This window comes from Pseudomonas sp. PAMC 26793, from assembly GCF_000313235.1.
In the GTDB taxonomy this organism is placed as follows: Bacteria; Pseudomonadota; Gammaproteobacteria; order Pseudomonadales; family Pseudomonadaceae; genus Aquipseudomonas; species Aquipseudomonas yamanorum.
This window is the reverse complement of sequence record NZ_AMXG01000040.1, coordinates 39045-56346: the sequence shown is the minus strand read 5'-3', so window position 1 is coordinate 56346 and position 17302 is coordinate 39045. Positions and strand designations below refer to the sequence as shown.

Genomic DNA, 17302 nt, shown 5'->3' with positions numbered 1-17302 from the left:
TGAACCTGGTGAACTCCAGTTTACCTGTGCATTTGCCCTACCGTTTGGGCGATCTGAAGGCATCGTTACCAGTACGGTAACGATGCCCTCTTTTCTTCAAAATCCTTTCAATTTCAACGATTGAAATTTCAGTAACTTCCCACGCCTCCCACTAGCTCGATCCCGCGGGTTTCATGCCCCGTGTCCCTCGAAAACCGCCAGGGTCCCCGGCGTTAATCCTCTTGGAATGGGGAGGCTGGCTAGCTGAAGTCAAGTGACTCGAAAGCTCCTCCTGTGGCCTCCCCGGTGGAAATGCAGACTTTGAACGGATACCAAGAGTCCTCCAAGTACCAACCATCCCCCGTAATGAACCCATCAGTGAGAGAAACTTGGATATCCCTAATCCCATCTAAAGACAAACGCTCAGTGCACCAGACCTCAGCGTCTCCTTTGAAAAGCCTAAGCCACAGCCCATTTGAAACGAGGGTGCTACCCAGCTCTGGAATGCTGATCAAATTCTCAATATCCCCACCGAAGTGCTTCAAGAGCAGTCCGTTACGAACGTCCACGATGTAACCCTGACCACCGGCAACTACGATCACGTGAAAACTCGACTCCACTTCCAACACACAGTTGAAGCGGCAAAAACCGGGTTGGAAGTTCCCCACCCAAGAAGGCATCCCTTCCGGCAAGAACCTGATAACGATCCCCTCACTGTGCTGCCCTTGGCCGGTTGCACTGAACTGGAGAGGAAGAGGGCCATCACCCGGCAGCCCAGCAAGAAGCTGATGTTGCGGCGTATCGGTCATAGATTTGGCTGGCTGCGAAGTTCATTTCCATCGAATCATGACACTACCTACCCCTCCGTTACAGAGGCGTGACCTTCCAAAGGCGCGGGACCGCTTCGTTTACCAGCAACATATAGCGATGGAATACCTTGCCGTACATGTCCTCCAGGTAGCCTGCCCACAACGTCTGGATGCTGACTTTAGCGTTACACGCACGGGCAGCGTTACATCAGATGTACGCTATGTCGCTCAACTGTGTAACAGCCGTGAAAGCCAATGAAACCGGGGGTTCTGGAAAGGGCGTTACACTCGTAACACCGGTTACACCAGTTTTGGAGGGGGGGGGCTGGATATGTGCTCTCATGCTGCCTTTCCAAATTGGCCTACACCCCATTGTTGGCCTCTGGTGAGTCAAGATGATCAGCGTGATTCCTGATCACCAGGTGTTGAGGACAGCTGATATGCAATGCGACCGGCTCGAGGTAGATTGACTACCTGACAACACGGCGGGAGAACACCATGGAAGACATCCCTTTGCTTGCGTCATTACTCAAGCGCATGAATGAAAACCAACTGGCGCTGGGGGCAGCTATCGAGGAATTGTCAAACTGGGTTGAGCAAAGAGGATCTACAGAAGTGGCACAGAACATCCGAGGGGCACTAGAAACCCTGGATGGGAATGCAGGATTCATCACCCTTGCCCTCGCCTCACTGTCGGCAGAAGGTCGGACAAAGAAGTGACTAGCTGGCCGAATGGCTACACATCACCTACCAACTGGTGGTGCTTTACCTAGCAGGAATACCACTACATCTGTAGGCAGAAGCAAGCAGCGTGTATGCCTACATGTATGCCTAACCGATAGGCACCGCACAAAACCCTTTAAATACATTGCTCTACACAATCAGTTCAAATGACTGTGTACCACCAAGTACTAAAAACGGCTTACCGAAAGGTAGGCCGTTTTTTTATGCCTCAAGAAAAGTATCCACACCGCCCGGCGCTTACGGCTCCCCGCCCATCCCACAACGGACAGGCGGGCTCGTCTCTCAATGGGATTTGCTTTCAATGAGCGTGCCACTGACCGCCCGCTCCAGCGCAGCGGTGGTCCGACCATTTAGCTCAATGCGCAGCGCCACTGCCCGTTCTACCCCGATCTGCAACGCGGGTCCGAGGCGACTGATGTCCAGCCCCAGACGAATCAGCATCTTCTCGACACCGACCGTGGTGACAGTAACGAACTGCTCCACGCCATACCCGATGGCGAAGTTCACAATGGCGTGAATGGCAAGGGTGGTGCCCTGTGAGAAACCGAACCGGTTGCCGTGGGGCATCTCGATCGCGAACCGGCTCAGTTCCCACACCGATTCCGAGCAAGGCGCCGGCTGGCCATGCAGAAGCTCAGGAAATGTATGCGCCAGCATATTAGGGCCGGTTGTAGGAAGAATACGCCAGCAACCACAGACATAAGCCTGCTCGGCACTTCGGTTGATGATCATGTAATAAGGATCGAGTGCGTCGTACCCATCGATCTCCATGCCATTGATAAGGGGTATATCCCACATCTTTTTTTGTTTAAAGATACGCGCCCGAAGTTCATGCATGGCATTCAACGCTTGCGGGTTGAAGTTATTGCGGCGATCGATGGAAATAAACATGGGAGATAATACCGAAGGGGCCAAATTCTCCGTGCACGATATATTCACAATGAATAAATAAGACCCTCCCAGATCAGGGAGGTGGTTCAGGAGGGGCGGCTTTGCTAGTTTTCGGCTTTTGAAGGATTCGTTCAGATGAAGCTACTCAATAGCTCGGCAGTGCGCGAGATTGCGCACAAAGCCATCAGCTTGCGCCTGGACCAGAAACAGAGCCAGACCGAGTTCTGGTCGAGATTCGGTATCAGTCAGGCGTGTGCCAGCCGCATCGAGTGCACCAGTCAAGTGCCCGCCCCGGTCTACATCTTGCTGTGCCTGTACCTGAGCGGGCGCCTGCAGGAAAGCGACCTGCCCCAACGCTTACGGTGATACTCAAGGGGTGATGAGCTTCTGCTGGATAGCCTTGATCACCGCCATTTGACGCGAGCTGACCTGAAACTTGCGGCGGATGTTCTTGAAGTGAAAGTCGATTGCCGAGACGGTAGAGGACAGTATCATCGCGATTTCCCAAGTCGTCTTGCCCGCTGCACTCCACTGCAGCACCTCGCGCTCCCGAGTTGTCAGGTGTACCGGTGCGCAGCATTCTGCCCGAGCCCTGAGCACCTGCCCGATAGCGTAATCGCGCAGCAGGGTCGCCATGGGCAGAGAATGAATCATCGTGCAGACAGAACGCACACCGCGCTCGTCAGGCTTGAGGCAGAGCATACCCGCCTCGCCTCCCGGACCGTGCAAGGGCAATGCGAGCCCTTGCTGGAGCCCGTGCACCGCCGCCTCTTCGAAAAATGCCGTTTCCGAGGGACGGCGATAGTTCTCGCGGTTCCAGAACAATGGCTGGTTCGAGTTCAGGCAATGACGAACGATTGGATCGAGTGCGACATAAGCCTTCGCGTCGTAACGAGCGCGCCATGCTTCGGGATAATCGGTGTGGATCAACACTTGCTGGTGGGTTGCAGCAGGACCGGACTTGATGCCCAGCAGGAAGTTCGAGTAACCCAGCTTGAGGGTCAGTGTCTTTAGCCTCCCCAGCCAGTCATCGTGACAATTTGTCTCGCAAAGCTGCAGCAGTTCATCCATTACCAGCACGATCTTCCCTTTCCCTGCGGCACCGTTCAACGGTGTTCTCATCCTGAGACAGCACACGAGGGAAATCGGCCCCCCTGTGTGAGGCCGACAAGATAGCGATATAGCACTTTGAAATCAATTCATGGGCAACATGCCCCGTTAAGGGCTCAGGCGCCCGTCGGAACGGGGGTTTTCCTGCCCAGACGGACCAGTTCATTGGAGAAGCACAGCCCGATGATGATCAGAACCGCCCCCGCGTAGAGACTGTCTCGCGGTACTTCGTTGAGCACGGCGAACGCCAGCAACGCGGCGAACAGTGGCTCGGTCAGCTCCAGCGCCTGCACCTGGGACGGCTTCAGGTACTCGATGGCCTTGGTGGTACAGAAGAAGCCCAGGATGGTCGGCAGCGCGGCCAGCGCCAGCAGTGCGGCAATCGTCAGCGGCGACAGCGCGCCGATCACGAAACCATCGGCCGCCGCCGGCATCAGCAGATACAGGCTACCGAAGAACAGCAACTGGCGAGTAAAGTGCAGGCCGCCGGACACCCCCATGCGCTTCATGGCCACCGAAAAAGCCCCATAGCCACAGCCGGCTGTCGCAGCCAGCGCCGCGCCCTGCAAGGTGAAACCTTGCTGCAAGTCGGCACCAAAGATCACCGCGATACCGGCGATAGCCAGGGCGGCGCCGACGGTAGCGTTAGCGGTGATGGCATCCTTCAGGAAGATACGCCCCAGCAGGATCGACGAAATGGACGCGCTGGCCATCAGCACCACCACCACACCGGCTGCCGCGTAATGCCGGTAGGCGGATGTTTCGAAGTGAAACAGCACGAAGATGCCGAGGAACGCGCAGAGCGCGGCCTGGGCCCATTTGGCCTTCGACGCAGGACGCTTGAGAAACAGCAGCAAGGCCGAGAGCAGCACACAGCCCAGAACGGTCTTGAGGACGGCAACACTGCTGGCGGTGAAGCCGTTGCTCATGAGCACTTTGCTGAGTACACCGATAGTTGCGTTCAGCGCCGCGGCGGAGAGTGCAAAGGCGATGCCTTTGCTGAAATTAGCTTGCATTGATGACTGTCCCTGTCACTGGTTTGTCGCTCGATAGAATGCCGGCCCACATCGACGGGGCGAAGTTCGAGGACACGAAGATTCCGCCAAACCCCGCATTGGTCGTGGCATAGGCCGGGTCGCTCAGCAGGATACGATGGGCCTTCTTGAGATTCCAGTATGGAATGGCTGGAAACAGATGGTGGATGAGGTGGAAGTTCTCTCCGTGCATGGCCGTGAAGAAGTGTTCAACCGGATGGCTGAAGCGGTTACGGGTGGCCTGCAGATCAAGCTTGGCCCTGGCGATCATCGGGTAGTGCTCGGCCAGTTCGATGAACCAGGTCAGGGCCTGGAAAGTAGTGAGGTAAGGCAGGAGCCAATAGAGGAAATAACCTTTGGCCCCAAGCACCATCGTCAGGCACAACGCGAGCATTCCCTGGCACGCCAGCAATGAAAGCAGCTCGCCTTTCCTGGGGCTGCGGACCAACCGGTTGACCAGCAGGTATTTCAGGCTCCCCGGGGCACTCAAGAACAGCATCGGCTTCACCAGATGCACGAGCACAAAACTGAACTTCGACCTGGCGTTGAATACGCCGGACTGTCGATAGTACTGGTAGTCGGGGTCGCGATCAGGGTCGCCCAGCTTGTGATGGTGATCCAGGGTATGGGAGCGCTTGTAGCTGGCCCAGGCCTGAAAGATCAGGTAGCCGGAGCACCAGGTACCGAGGAACTTCTCCAGTCGTTTGCTGCGGCATAACGCACCGTGCGCGGCCTCATGCAAGAGCGTGGCCAGCGCCCGTTGCCGAGAACCGATCAGCAGGATGGCCAGTGGCAGCAGCCAAGGGTTGGACTCCCCCAGGTAGATTGCCAGGCTGATCCAGAACAGGTTCTGCAGCAGTGCGAAGGGGCCATGGTAATTGTCGTACAGGTACAACGTCTTGATTTGGTCTTTGATCTCTTTCGAGAATCGGTGTCTGGGTAACATCGATAGTCCTGTTGATTCACCATGCAAACCTGGGAAGGCGGACGCTGCGCCTGGCCGCATTCGAGGGGGGCGCAGAATTTATTGAGATACCCGGGCTGCAACAACCTCCCTGTTCCGGGAGGTACCAGGCCTTGCACAAACCCTGTTGACTAGGGTGTTACTCCGGCCTGTACCAGGCAAGGCAGTACCACTTCGCACACGGGAGCAAGGGGCGTGACCAATGCCAGGTTCTAATCAGGATTACCTCACTTACGATTTCGACATTACTTTCCAGGACAATGTCGCGCTGGTGGCCTTCACCGACTCGCACCGGCACAACCTGTGGTCGATGCCCCGGATGGCGCAACTGACCCGGCTGCTGAAACAGCTGAACACGGATGAAGCCGTGGGTGCCGTGCTGCTGCACAGCGGTGAAGGCCGGTCGTTTGGCGCCGGTGGCAGCTTCCACGAAACCTCGACATTCACCGGGGGAGACGAGGTCGATGTATGGATCGATCACGTCACTGACCTTTACATCGCAGCCCTGCAACTGAACCGCCCACTGATCGTCGCCATCGACGGATACGCCATCGGTATCGGCCTGCAAATCGCCCTGACCGCGGACTACCGGATCGGCAGTGATCGCTGTGTGTTGAAGATGCCCGAATTCGAGTTGGGCATCGCCTGTACCTTCGGCGGTTTCATGCTTGAAAAGATCATCGGCCGCAGCCTGATGCAGAACATGCTGATGTCTTGCGCCGCCTGGCCCGCCCAGCGTGCCCTGGCTGACGGCTTGCTGCATGCCGTGGCCGATGCAGGGCAACTGCTCGACAGCGCCCTGGAGCAAGCGCGCCGCGCGGCCGCATTCACCGATGCAGCGTTCCGCAACACCAAGACCTACCTGAACAGTGACTTCATCGCCGGCCTGGAGCGGACACGCATCGCCGGCAAGCAGGCGCACCGCGCGGCGTTCGCCGCCGGCGAGGCGCAGGGTCGGATGAAGACGGTGTTGAACAGATCCTCCGTGCAGGCGAGCCCGGAGGTGGTCTCTTGAGCGCACAACCCTGGCTGCTGCTCACCAGCCGCAGGCTTGAACACTTCGAAGGCGCCCGCCTGCCCTTGACCGCGTCGGCATTCCATACCTATGCCTCGGCCTGGCCGGTGCCCTCCTTCGAAGACCGCATAGATGCGCTGGGGCGCCCCTTTACACGCATGAGCGTCGACGGTGACAACCTGATCGATGTGCAAAGTCACCAACTGACCGTGATGACCAGCAGCCGCAACATCACCCCGTTGTACTGGAGCGCCGACCATGACGGCAATTTCGTCCTGTCGACCGATCTTCTCATTGCTGCCAGCGCCTGGGTGAGCCTGACCGATTGCCAAGTGGGCGTACGAACGGACGCGGGGGTGCGCCTGGATGATCGCTCAAGCCTCCATGGTATTGACCGGCTGCCTCACAGCAGCCGCCTGCAGGTCATCCTGGAGGGTCGCCAGACACGTATCGAACGCAGTGCAACGCAAGACAGCCTGGCGCTGCAGAGCGCCCGCCACCAAGACGCCCTGCTCGCCGGCCAGGCGCAGATCGCGGCCTTGCAGCAGGGTATCGCCGGCCATCTGCAACGGCCGGGCAAGGTCGCTGCGCTGGTCTCCGGCGGCGTCGACTCGGGACTGGTCGCTGCGCTGCTCGCCGCGCAGTGCCCGAACTTCGAAGCCTTCAGCATCGGCACGCCTTGGGGTAATGAGTTCGATGACGCCCAGCAACTGGCTGACGCACTTGACCGCCCACTGAACCGTGTCGAACTCGATCCGCAGTCGATCCTCCTGGCGCTGCCCCAGACCATTCGTGCCTTCGGCCATCCTCAGGCCCTGGCCGTGGAGATCGGCGTGGCGATCACCGCGTTCTGCCGGCAGTTGGAACCAGGCCGGCTGATTTTCACAGGCTACGGCTCGGACCTGATCAACTCGGGGTTGGCCACCGGCGACGGCCTGGCCGAAGACATCCGCAGCAGCATCGCCATCGAGGTCAACAAGACCCGCTATTCAAGCGAACTCACGAGCCTCGCCGCCCAGTCCTGCGGCAGCGCACTGGCCCACCCCTACTGGGACCTGCCGGTGCTGCGCGCAGCGCTGGACACCTGTCCCTCAGTGAAGACCACGCGCGGCCGCGAGAAAGGCCACCTGCGCCTTGCCGCCGAGCAATGGCTCCCGGCCGAGGCTGCCTGGCGCAAGAAAACGGCCATTCACCATGGCAACGGACTGGGTACCGCACTGGCGCAATTTATCGATGCAACCACCGGCCAGGCCGCCAGTGCCGCAGCGTTGTACCGGCAAATCCTGGTAACCCAACTGGATCAGGCCATACATGCGCCGCTGGCGCCCCTGAGCGTTGAAGAAGTGCTCGACCGTTCACTGCAATCAATCACCCACCGTCGCTGAAGGAGCAGCCCTTGAACTCATTCACTTCCCCGCGTGACCTGCGTGGCCAGCCCCTTACCGCCTCCGGCCTGGGCATTCAGCTGCCGGAAAATACGCCCCTGAGCGCAGTTCGCCAGGCCGTGCTCGATCATGGCGTGGCGCTGTTGCAGAACCTCGAGTTTGACCAGAACAGCTTCCGGCAGTTTGTAGAGAGCCTGGGCGACAAAGTGTCCTACGCCGAGGATAAGGCAAAGGTTGGCTACGGTTTTGCCGACATCCTCAATCTCGACGGTTCCCACGACAAGGAAAAGGTCATCACCGGCCGTGGCAGCCTGCCGCTGCATACCGATGGCATCCTGCTCGGCACGCAGGTCGACCTGATCATCCTGTATGCCGCCGACGTCAAAGACATCGACGAGGATGGCGCCACCGTCGTGTGCGACCAGCTCGCCGCCTGGAACGACATGCCTGCATCGCTGCGCAAGCCGCTGTTGCACGGCGAGCTTGAATACATGGCCTTTGAGCGCGGCTACTTTGCGACGGTACCCGAAGGCTGGTACCCAATTTCCACCTTCCGCGATTACGGCCGTGTCCGCTCGCTCAACCTTGCCTTGCCCTTCGACGGCCAAGCCAAGGCCAGTTGGGACGTGCGCGTGCCCGGACTCAATGAACAAGCGTCGGCCGCCTGGTTCGCGGAACTGGAACAGCACCTGACGGCAGCCCCCTACCTGTATAGCCATCGCTGGCGCAAGGGCGACCTGCTGGTCATCGACAACCAGCGCACCCTGCACGGCCGACGCGGGCTGCAGCCCAATACCTGCCGCAAGCTGTTGCGCGGCCAGGTGACGTTTGAAGCCGTTGCCTCGGCGCCAGGCGCTACGCTGGCGAGTACCTGAGGATGTGCACGATTATTGCGGCGATCGGCCTTTCGCCACAGTGGCCGGTACTGCTGGCGGCGGTGCGCGACGAGTCGGTCGAACGCCCATGGCAGCCCCCCGCCATGCACTGGCCAGAGCATCACCCGCAGGTGATCGGCGGCCTGGACCTGCAGTCCGGCGGTACTTGGCTGGCGTTGGATCCCCGCCAGAATCGCGCAAGTTTTCTGGTCAATCGCGCCGAGTGCACAGTGGGTGAATCCCGCAGCCGTGGCGACCTCCCACTGATCGCACTGCAAGCGCCCGAAAGAGACTGGGCCGCCGCCGACCTGCGCCAGTACAACGGTTTCGTGCTGGGGCAGGCCGATGCCCACGGCCTGCGGCTCCATCAGTGGGACACCCACACGCTCCATTCGGTGCACTTGGGTAGGGGTATCCATGGCCTGTGCTATCGCGGCATCGGCAAGGACCACCCGCGCCTGGCACGGCACCTGCCCCGGTTCGCCGCCAGTCCCCTGCCCCAGCCGACCGCGACGGCATCTGCGGAACAGGCATGGGGGCAGTGGCTGCAGCTGCTGGCCGGTGATGGCCAGTACCGCAGCGACCACGACGCGCTGTTGTGGCGCCGGGATATCGATGGCACTCGCTGGGCGTCCCAGTCGGCCGCCTGCATCGCGCTGGGCGAGGGACAGTCGCGATTCGATTTCAGCGCCTCGCCCTTGGATCCAGCCAGTTGGCACAACGTGCCTTCCTCCTTATCTCATTAGAACGAGCATGCCGCCTTGAACATCCAATCCCTTGCACCGGAACATTACCCCCAGTTGCTGAGGTTCATCCAGCAGTCGGATGACGCCGATGCCCAGTTGTTCCTCGTGGGAGCATTGAGTACTCCCGCCGAGCACCTGCAGGTGTTCGTGCGCCGGAACGGTAACCGTCTGTTGGGCGCTGTCGCACTGCTGCCGAGCCTGGCGCCGTTCGCCGTACCGGTCATCCTCGTGGCCGGCCAACCAGACGCTGCGTTGCTGGCACACATAGCCACGAGCCACGCCAGCCCTCAGATGGCAATCGGTCCCAAGTCCGTTCTGGAGTGCCTGCTCGACAACTGGCCGGCCACCTGGTTGCCGTTGATCGGCCGGCGCGACGAAGTGTTGCTCAAGCAGTTCGACACCTTTCCCACCAGCCCGGCCCCAGCGCTCGCCACTCGCCTGGCGGGGCCGGAGGACGAGGCGACGCTGGTCGACTACCGGATCCAGATGGAGAAGGATTCCGGCGTCAAGCTGGTTTCCAGCCGCGAACAGGCCACCCAGACCGTCCGCCAGCTCACCCAACGCGAGGCGCTGCATGTGGTCGAGGTGGACGGCCAACTGGGTGGCTGTACCGCCCTGACCAGCCGGGACGAGCAGCACGAACAATTGGGCTTCATCTTCGTTGAGGCACGGCACCGGCTGCGGGGTGTCTCGGACAAACTGTTGAGCGACGTGTGCGCCGGCATCCATCGTCGCCACCGCAAGCCGCTGACGTTTACCTGCGTCGGTGGTCCGTTGCGTCATCGCTTGGGCGAGATCGGCTTTCGCCAGGTGGGCGAACACCTGAAGCTGTATTTCGGCTGATTAACCAGAGAGACCGATGAATGTTCCAGCAACAGTTCTTAAAAGTGGCTGCGCGCTATCAAGACCATCCAGCCGTCATCGACAGCCACGGTAAAGCCAGTACCTACGGCGAATTGCTGCAGGACATCGAGCGACTGCGCGCCCGCCTGCATAGAGCCGGCCTGCGCGAAGGGGACGTAGTCTCGACCCAACTGGGCAACAGCACCGGCTATGTGGCATTGCTGTTTGCCCTCGCCAGCCTTGGGTTGGTGCACTGCCCAGTGAGCGTGGCCAGCCATGCCGAGCATCGCGCGATGCGCCTGAGCCAGGTCGGGGCCGCGGTGCTGGTCACTGAGTCGGGCAGCACGCCTGAGGGCCTCGACGTGCCAGGTTTCGCCCTGTGCGCTCCAGCCCCCAGCGACCTGGATATTCCCGCCTGCCAGGCGCGTACCGGGCTGATGCGCATGCAGGAAACTTCCGGTAGCACGGGTACACCAAAGCTCGCCTTATGGCGCCAGGACCGCCTGTATCGGGAAATCCTGCACTGGGTCGAGTGCTCCGGGCTCGATGCCAGCGCTCGCTACCTGAACATTCATACCCTCGATGGCGGCCACGCCGTGGACCTGCATGTGTTCCCGGCCTTGCTGACCGGCGCCACGCTGTACCTGGGCGAGGCGGCCCGAATTGAGGACAACCTGAAGACACTCGACGAACAGCGCATCAGCGTGATGAGCGCCCTGCCTTCCCAGTACCTGGCACTGGCACACGCTGCGCAACGGTGCGGCACCCGCCTGCCAGCGCTGACCCTGCCTTTTTGTGGGGGAGCCTACCTGGACGATCAAGTGGTGCTGGAAGCCGAGCGCTGCCTGGGTGTACACATCAAGCGGATCTACGGCTCCACGGAGTTTGGCATGATCCTGGCCAACTTCGCGCCCGGCCTGCAGGCTAGCTGCGGCATGTGGCCGGTGGGCGATGTCGACGTTACGCTGGCGATCCTCGAACCCGAGCAGCCGGAGGTCGGGGAAGTCATCGCACGGTCCACGCACCGGGGCTCGGGTTACTTCCCCCTGCCGGCAAACCCGGTCGAGGACGATGCCTATCCCACAGGAGACATCGCCCGGCGGCTTGCCGATGGCAGCATCATGCTTCTGGGGCGCACGAGCGATGCCCTGCTCACCGCCCACGGCACACAATTCGCACCGGCCCTGGAAGGGAATTTCGCACAGACACTGAGGGTCGAGCGGGTAATCGTGCTGGTCGATGAACACGATCGTCGTCGTGCCCAGGTGGTGGTGCAGGCGACCCCCACCATGATCGCGGATTGGCAATCGGTGCTTACCGCAATGCTGGAACAACAGGGTATTGATGCTGGCATCGCCGTACTCGAACGGATACCGTTGACGCCGACCGGCAAGCCGGACCGTGCGCGCCTTCGCAAGCAACTCGGCGCACAGCCCGCGGACAAGGACACAATCACTTATCTGAAGGACCTGATATGAGCGACACGCACATCCAGCCGAAAGGCTTTCGCAGCATAATCGCCAACCTGGGTATCAAGGACAACCGTGACGACTTCATGGCCGTCATATCCGACGTCCCGGCCAACATCAGCGCCGTGTTCACCCAGTCACGCTTCGCCGGTCCTAGCGTGACGCTGTCCCGTGAAGTCGCCAGGCGCGATACCGCACGGGGGGTGGTAGTGATCGCGCGCAACGCTAACGTCGCCACCGGTCCTGAAGGCCTGGCCAATGCCCTTGAGGTGCGTACCGGGCTGGCCAGGGCGGTAGAGGTCGAACCACTGGACCTGGTGCTCGCCTCGACTGGCGTGATCGGTCGCCAATACCCGATGGAGAAAGTCCGCGCCTTCCTGAGCGATGTCCCCCCCTTGCAGCCTGCCGACTTCCAGCGTTGCGCGGCAGCGATCATGACCACCGACACCCATGCCAAGCACGCCGCCCGCAAAGTCGGTAACGCGAGCCTGGTGGGCATTGCCAAGGGCGTCGGGATGATTGAGCCGAACATGGCGACTCTGCTGACCTTCTTCTTTACTGACGCAAAGATCGCACCCGATGTATTGGACGCGATGTTCCGCCGCGTGATCGACAAGACCTTCAATGCCCTGAGCATCGATACCGACACGTCCACCAGCGACTCGGCAGCGATCCTCGCCAACGGTCTGGCTGGCGACGTGGACCTGGTTGAGTTCGAACAGGCCCTTTACGAAATATCCCTGGGCCTGGTGCGCATGATCGCCTCGGACGGCGAAGGTGCGAGCAAGGCACTGGAGGTGCAGGTCACCGGTGCACGGGATGATGCGCAAGCCAAGCGCGTGGCCAAGGCCATCGTCAACTCGCCGTTGGTCAAGACTGCAGTACATGGCGCTGACCCTAATTGGGGCCGGGTGGCCATGGCCATCGGCAAGTGCGAGTCAGAGCAAGACATCGATCCAGACAAGGTACGTATCGTGTTTGGCACGACCGAAGCCTATCCACGACAGCTGGACGAGGCTGGATTGCTTGCGGTCAAAAGCTACCTGCGCGGAAAGGAAGTGCTGATTTCGGTGGACCTGAACATCGCCCAGGGGGAATTTACGGTCTATGGTTGCGACCTTTCGGAAGGCTACATCCGGATCAATGCTGACTATACGACCTGAGGTCTCAGCCCATTGCTGCTGACTGTGTAGCTAAAAACGGCTTACCGAAAGGTAGGCCGTTTTTTTATGCCTGAAGAAAAGTCCACGGCCCTATGCCCTAAGAGAAGTCAGTGTTTATGCCGATGGTGCACATCGGGAAAATGCGCGTGACTCGGCGCCTGCAACTTCAGCAACATCGTGCGCGGTGCGTTTCAGGCCTGTCACTTGGGTTATGCGCTGACTGAATCCGCCCAAGGCCAAGGCTTGATGCACGAAGTGCTGACGACGGCGATTGCCCATGTGTTCGACGTCATGCATCTGCCCCGAATCATGGCCAACTACCGGCCAGAGAATGAGCGTAGCGCGCGCCTGCTGGCACGGCTGGGGTTTGAAAGAGAGGGTGAAGCGCGGGCGTATCTCAAGATCAACGGGGTTTGGGCGGATCATGTGTTGACCGCGTTGATCAACCCGGCGGATGTGCCTCGCAATATCCCCCCACCGTCGAAATCCCACTACTGCCGAACAACCTGAAAAAAGGAGCTACACATGGGTTTTCTCGCCGGAAAGCGCGTTTTGATCGTGGGCGTCGCCAGCAAATTGTCCATTGCCTCGGGCATTGCCGCCGCCATGCACCGTGAGGGCGCCGAGTTGGCGTTCACCTATCAGAACGAGAAATTGAAAGGCCGCGTGGAAGAGTTCGCCGCCGGTTGGGGTTCCAGCCCGGCGCTGTGTTTCCCGTGTGATGTGGCCAGTGACGAGCAGATCGCCCAGGTCTTTGCCGAACTGGGCAAGCAGTGGGATGGCCTGGACTGCATCGTGCATTCCGTGGGTTTCGCCCCCGGAGATCAACTGGAAGGTGACTTCACCGACGCCACCACCCGCGAGGGTTTTCGCATCGCTCACGACATCAGCGCCTATAGCTTCGTGGCCCTGGCCAAGGCAGGTCGGGAGTTGATGAAAGGTCGCAATGGCAGTCTGTTGACCCTTTCTTACCTGGGCGCGGAACGCACCATGCCCAACTACAACGTAATGGGCATGGCCAAGGCTTCGCTGGAGGCTGGTGTGCGGTATCTGGCCGGCTCGTTGGGCCCGGAAGGCACGCGGGTTAACGCGGTGTCCGCCGGTCCGATTCGCACCCTCGCCGCTTCCGGCATCAAGAATTTCCGCAAGATGCTGGCGGCCAACGAGGCGCAAACGCCGCTGCGGCGTAACGTCACCATTGAAGAGGTCGGCAACGCCGGCGCCTTCCTGTGCTCGGACCTGGCGTCGGGTATCAGCGGGGAAATCATGTACGTGGACGGCGGTTTCAACACCACCGCCATGGGCAATCTCGACGAGTGATCTTCAGGCCGTAACGGCGCCCCGTTGACTGGAGCGCCGTTACGTCAAACTCCTTGCCGCACAAAACACTGCTCCACCACCGACTTGCCCCACTGCTGCCCCTCCTGCTCGGACTCCAGCACAAAGCCCGCGTTTTCATAGAGCTTGCGCGCCACATCCAGGCCCTTGAACGTCCACAGCCGCACCGCCGGGAACCGGTGCCCGTCACAAAAATCCAGCGCCTCTTGCAACAGCCGTTTACCCACCCCCTGGCCGTGGGCCGACGGGTCCAGGATGAAGCAGCGCAAAATTGCCTCGCCGTTTTCGCCCTCGCCATCAATAGCGATCGAACCGACGATCTGCGTTCCATCCAGTACCGCCCACACTTCGTTGCGCGGGTTGGCCAGGCGCCCCATCAACTCGGCCATGTCCGCCGCCACCAGACTTTCAAATGGTTGGCCAAAATTCGCATGCTTGGCGTAGTACTCGGCGTGCATTTGCGCGATGCGCCCAATCACCCCAGGCCGGTAGCCACGGGCGATGCTGTAGTGCCTTGGCTGCCGGGCGCCGGTGCGTTGGGTTTGCAGGGCTGCGGCGTACTGATCAAGCCCACGGCTGACGGCCTGTTGCTGTTCGCTGGACAAGTCACCAATGGCCTCGCCCACCTGGCGCCGGGCAAACGTTTCGATGTCACCTAACGTCTTTTGGCCTCGCACGGTGAGCCGCAGCTTTTTCGAGCGGGCATCGTCCTCGTTGGCAAACTCTTCCAGCTCGCCCGCCTCGATCAGCTTGCGCACCATGCGGCTCACCGACGATTTTTCCAGGCCCAGCAAGGTGACCAGTTCAGCCGCTGTCAGTGCGCCACGCTCGCCGATTTCAACAATCGTGTGCACCGATGACGGTGGATAACGGCTGGCTGCCAACTTCGGCTGCATGAAGCCCAGCTCCTGCACCATAAGGCGCGAGGCACAGCGGATCTGATCGATAAGGTCTGGCCTGGAACGGTTCACGGGAAAACCTCTTGCCCGAATGAAGAGAGATATAGTTGTACCGCACAACCAAATACAGATCAATCTCCCTTCTCCCAAAGCGCTGAGGTACATTCCCTACACGGACAACAGATCATTCTCAAATGAACGGAGTCATCGCGTGCTTTCGATTTTCCACCGCCAACGCCTTACCACCCTCTCGCTGATTACCGCCGCCCTCACCCTCGCCGCCTGCCACAGCGCCACCGCGCCTGAACTGCCGCCCGCCCCGGAACTCGGTTCGGGCTATCGCACCGATATGAACACCCGCCACGCCGAGCGCCATATGGCCGCCGCCGCCAACCCGCTGGCCGCCGAAGCCGGTCGGGAAATCCTGCGCAAGGGCGGCTCGGCCATCGATGCGGCAATTGCCATGCAGGCCGTGCTGACGCTGGTGGAACCGCAGTCGTCCGGGATCGGCGGCGGCGCGTTCATCATGCTGTGGGACGGCAAACAGGTGCACGCCTACGACGGTCGCGAAACCGCACCGGCGGGCGCCACCGAGCGGTTGTTCCTGAAGGCCGACGGTACGCCGATGGCCTTCCCCGAGGCACAGATTGGCGGGCGTTCCGTGGCAACTCCGGGCGTGTTGCGCGCCTTGGAGATGGCCCACAAAAAGACCGGCCACCTGCAATGGGCGACGCTGTTCGAGCCGGCCATTCGCCTGGCTGAACAGGGCTTTCCGATTTCTGCGCGCTTGCACAGCCTGATCGCCGCCGACCGCTACATCACCCGCTCGCCGGAAATGACCGCGTACTTCCTGAACGCCGATGGCAGCCCGAAGGCCACCGGTACGCTGCTGAAAAACCCGGCTCTGGCCAACGTCTTCAAACGCATCGCCAAGGAAGGGCCGGATGCGCTGTACTACGGCCCGATTGCCGAAGAAATCACCCGCAAGGTGCAGGGCAACAGCAACGCCGGCAGCCTGACGCTGACTGACCTCAAAAGCTACAGCGCGGTTGAGCGGGCGCCGTTGTGCACCGACTACAAGCGCTGGAAAGTCTGCGGCATGCCGCCACCGTCGTCCGGCGGGATCGCCATTGCGCAGATCCTCGGCACGTTGCAGGCCCTGGAAGCCCGCGACCCGCGCATGGCGCTCGCGCCGTTGAAGCCGGTGAAGAGCGACTCACCAGCAGGCCTGGAGCCGGTGCCCGAAGCGGTGCACCTGATCGCCGAGGCCGACCGCCTGGCCTACGCCGACCGCGCCCAGTACGTGGCCGATTCGGACTACGTGCCGGTGCCGGTTGCCGGGCTGATCGCTCCGAATTACCTGGCCAGCCGCGCTGCGTTGATTGGTGAGCGCAGCATGGGCGTCGCCAAGCCGGGCAAGCCGGCCGGGATTGAAGTGGCCTATGCGCCGGATCGCTCGCCGTTGCGCATTTCCACCTCGCAAGTGGTGGCAGTGGATGACGTAGGTGGCGCGGTGTCGATGACCACTACGGTGGAAGCGGCGTTCGGCTCCCATGTGATGGTCCAGGGCTTTTTGCTGAATAACCAGATGACCGACTTTTCTTTCATTCCCGAAGAGAACGGCCAGCCGGTGGCCAACCGGATCGAGCCGGGCAAGCGCCCGCGTTCGTCCATGGCGCCGACCCTGGTGTTTGATCGTCAGAGCGGCGAGCTGGTGGCCACCGTTGGCTCGCCGGGCGGTTCGCAGATCATCGAATATGTGAGCAAATCCCTGGTGGCCATGCTCGACTGGAACCTCGACCCGCAAGCCGCCGTCGGCCTGCCCAACTTTGGCAGCCGCAATGGCGCGACCGAGCTGGAAGCCGGGTTGTTCAGTGCACCGTTGAAACAGGCGCTGAAGGACAAGGGCCACGCCCTGAGCGAAATCGACATGACCAGCGGCGCCCAGGCGATCGTCCGGGTGCGCGATGCGCAGGGCAAGGCGTCGTTGATCGGCGGGGCTGATCCACGCCGTGAAGGCGAAGCGCTGGGGGATTGA

17 protein-coding genes and 2 pseudogenes are annotated in these 17302 nt (G+C 60.9%); 12 read left to right on the top strand and 7 right to left on the bottom strand.

Features of this window, described 5'->3' with window-relative positions:
• Window positions 1–239: 239 nt before the first annotated feature.
• Both D109_RS0121230 and D109_RS1000000135340 read right to left on the bottom strand, forming a co-directional pair.
• A complete protein-coding gene (locus D109_RS0121230) occupies window positions 240–788 on the bottom strand; it encodes a hypothetical protein (protein WP_017478640.1) in 549 nt (182 codons plus the stop codon).
• A gap of 79 nt (window positions 789–867) precedes the next feature.
• A pseudogene (locus D109_RS1000000135340) lies at window positions 868–939 on the bottom strand (TetR family transcriptional regulator); the annotation flags it as partial.
• A gap of 347 nt (window positions 940–1286) precedes the next feature.
• Between D109_RS1000000135340 and D109_RS0121225 the strand changes: the two are divergent.
• Window positions 1287–1508, top strand: coding sequence for a hypothetical protein (locus tag D109_RS0121225; protein ID WP_017478639.1), 222 nt, complete (start codon window positions 1287–1289; stop codon window positions 1506–1508).
• Window positions 1509–1814: 306 nt separating this feature from the next.
• Here D109_RS0121225 and D109_RS0121220 read toward each other — a convergent pair whose 3' ends face one another.
• A complete protein-coding gene (locus tag D109_RS0121220) occupies window positions 1815–2423 on the bottom strand; it encodes an acyl-homoserine-lactone synthase (RefSeq protein ID WP_017478638.1) in 609 nt (202 codons plus the stop codon).
• Window positions 2424–2558: 135 nt separating this feature from the next.
• Here D109_RS0121220 and D109_RS0121215 point away from each other — a divergent pair, with 135 nt between their 5' ends.
• The gene (locus D109_RS0121215; RefSeq protein ID WP_017478637.1) at window positions 2559–2789 is read left to right on the top strand and encodes a hypothetical protein; all 231 of its coding nucleotides are present in this window, start codon (window positions 2559–2561) and stop codon (window positions 2787–2789) included.
• Between the two features lie 3 nt (window positions 2790–2792).
• Here the strand turns inward: D109_RS0121215 and D109_RS0121210 are convergent, their stop codons facing one another.
• From D109_RS0121210 to gntB, 3 genes are all read right to left on the bottom strand, one after another.
• Window positions 2793–3494, bottom strand: a complete 702-nt coding sequence (locus D109_RS0121210; protein WP_177325532.1) for a LuxR family transcriptional regulator — start codon at window positions 3492–3494, stop codon at window positions 2793–2795.
• 155 nt (window positions 3495–3649) lie between these two features.
• Window positions 3650–4549 (bottom strand): DMT family transporter, encoded by a 900-nt coding sequence (locus D109_RS0121205; protein ID WP_017478635.1) that lies wholly within the window; start codon window positions 4547–4549, stop codon window positions 3650–3652.
• On the bottom strand, window positions 4539–5513 hold the full coding sequence (gene gntB / locus D109_RS0121200) for a guanitoxin biosynthesis L-arginine gamma (S) hydroxylase (protein WP_017478634.1): 975 nt from the start codon (window positions 5511–5513) through the stop codon (window positions 4539–4541). Before gntB ends, D109_RS0121205 begins: the two co-directional genes overlap by 11 nt.
• A gap of 220 nt (window positions 5514–5733) precedes the next feature.
• On the opposite strand from gntB, the gene D109_RS0121195 reads away from it, so the two are divergent.
• From D109_RS0121195 to fabI, 9 genes and pseudogenes are all read left to right on the top strand, one after another.
• A complete protein-coding gene (locus D109_RS0121195) occupies window positions 5734–6546 on the top strand; it encodes an enoyl-CoA hydratase/isomerase family protein (RefSeq protein ID WP_017478633.1) in 813 nt (270 codons plus the stop codon).
• Window positions 6543–7931 carry an asparagine synthase C-terminal domain-containing protein gene (locus tag D109_RS0121190; protein ID WP_017478632.1) on the top strand — a complete coding sequence of 463 codons (1389 nt, stop codon included), beginning with the start codon at window positions 6543–6545 and terminating at the stop codon, window positions 7929–7931. The genes D109_RS0121195 and D109_RS0121190 overlap by 4 nt, the downstream gene beginning before the upstream one ends.
• 11 nt (window positions 7932–7942) lie before the next feature.
• Window positions 7943–8806, top strand: a complete 864-nt coding sequence (locus D109_RS0121185) for a TauD/TfdA family dioxygenase (RefSeq protein ID WP_017478631.1) — start codon at window positions 7943–7945, stop codon at window positions 8804–8806.
• Window positions 8807–8808: 2 nt separating this feature from the next.
• A complete protein-coding gene (locus D109_RS0121180; RefSeq protein WP_017478630.1) occupies window positions 8809–9552 on the top strand; it encodes an NRDE family protein in 744 nt (247 codons plus the stop codon).
• Window positions 9553–9567: 15 nt separating this feature from the next.
• Window positions 9568–10395 (top strand): GNAT family N-acetyltransferase, encoded by an 828-nt coding sequence (locus D109_RS0121175; RefSeq protein ID WP_017478629.1) that lies wholly within the window; start codon window positions 9568–9570, stop codon window positions 10393–10395.
• A 20-nt stretch (window positions 10396–10415) separates the two neighbouring features.
• Complete coding sequence (locus D109_RS0121170; RefSeq protein ID WP_017478628.1) at window positions 10416–11873, top strand: class I adenylate-forming enzyme family protein; 1458 nt, start codon at window positions 10416–10418, stop codon at window positions 11871–11873.
• Window positions 11870–13027, top strand: a complete 1158-nt coding sequence (argJ, locus tag D109_RS0121165) for a bifunctional glutamate N-acetyltransferase/amino-acid acetyltransferase ArgJ (protein WP_017478627.1) — start codon at window positions 11870–11872, stop codon at window positions 13025–13027. The genes D109_RS0121170 and argJ overlap by 4 nt, the downstream gene beginning before the upstream one ends.
• 150 nt (window positions 13028–13177) lie before the next feature.
• Window positions 13178–13537, top strand: a pseudogene (locus tag D109_RS01000000132055) (GNAT family N-acetyltransferase); the annotation flags it as partial.
• A gap of 15 nt (window positions 13538–13552) precedes the next feature.
• Complete coding sequence (fabI, locus tag D109_RS0121155) at window positions 13553–14347, top strand: enoyl-ACP reductase FabI (protein WP_017478625.1); 795 nt, start codon at window positions 13553–13555, stop codon at window positions 14345–14347.
• A 44-nt stretch (window positions 14348–14391) separates the two neighbouring features.
• Here the strand turns inward: fabI and D109_RS0121150 are convergent, their stop codons facing one another.
• A complete protein-coding gene (locus D109_RS0121150; RefSeq protein ID WP_017478624.1) occupies window positions 14392–15282 on the bottom strand; it encodes a bifunctional helix-turn-helix transcriptional regulator/GNAT family N-acetyltransferase in 891 nt (296 codons plus the stop codon).
• 193 nt (window positions 15283–15475) lie between these two features.
• Here D109_RS0121150 and ggt point away from each other — a divergent pair, with 193 nt between their 5' ends.
• Complete coding sequence (ggt, locus tag D109_RS0121145; RefSeq protein WP_017478623.1) at window positions 15476–17302, top strand: gamma-glutamyltransferase; 1827 nt, start codon at window positions 15476–15478, stop codon at window positions 17300–17302.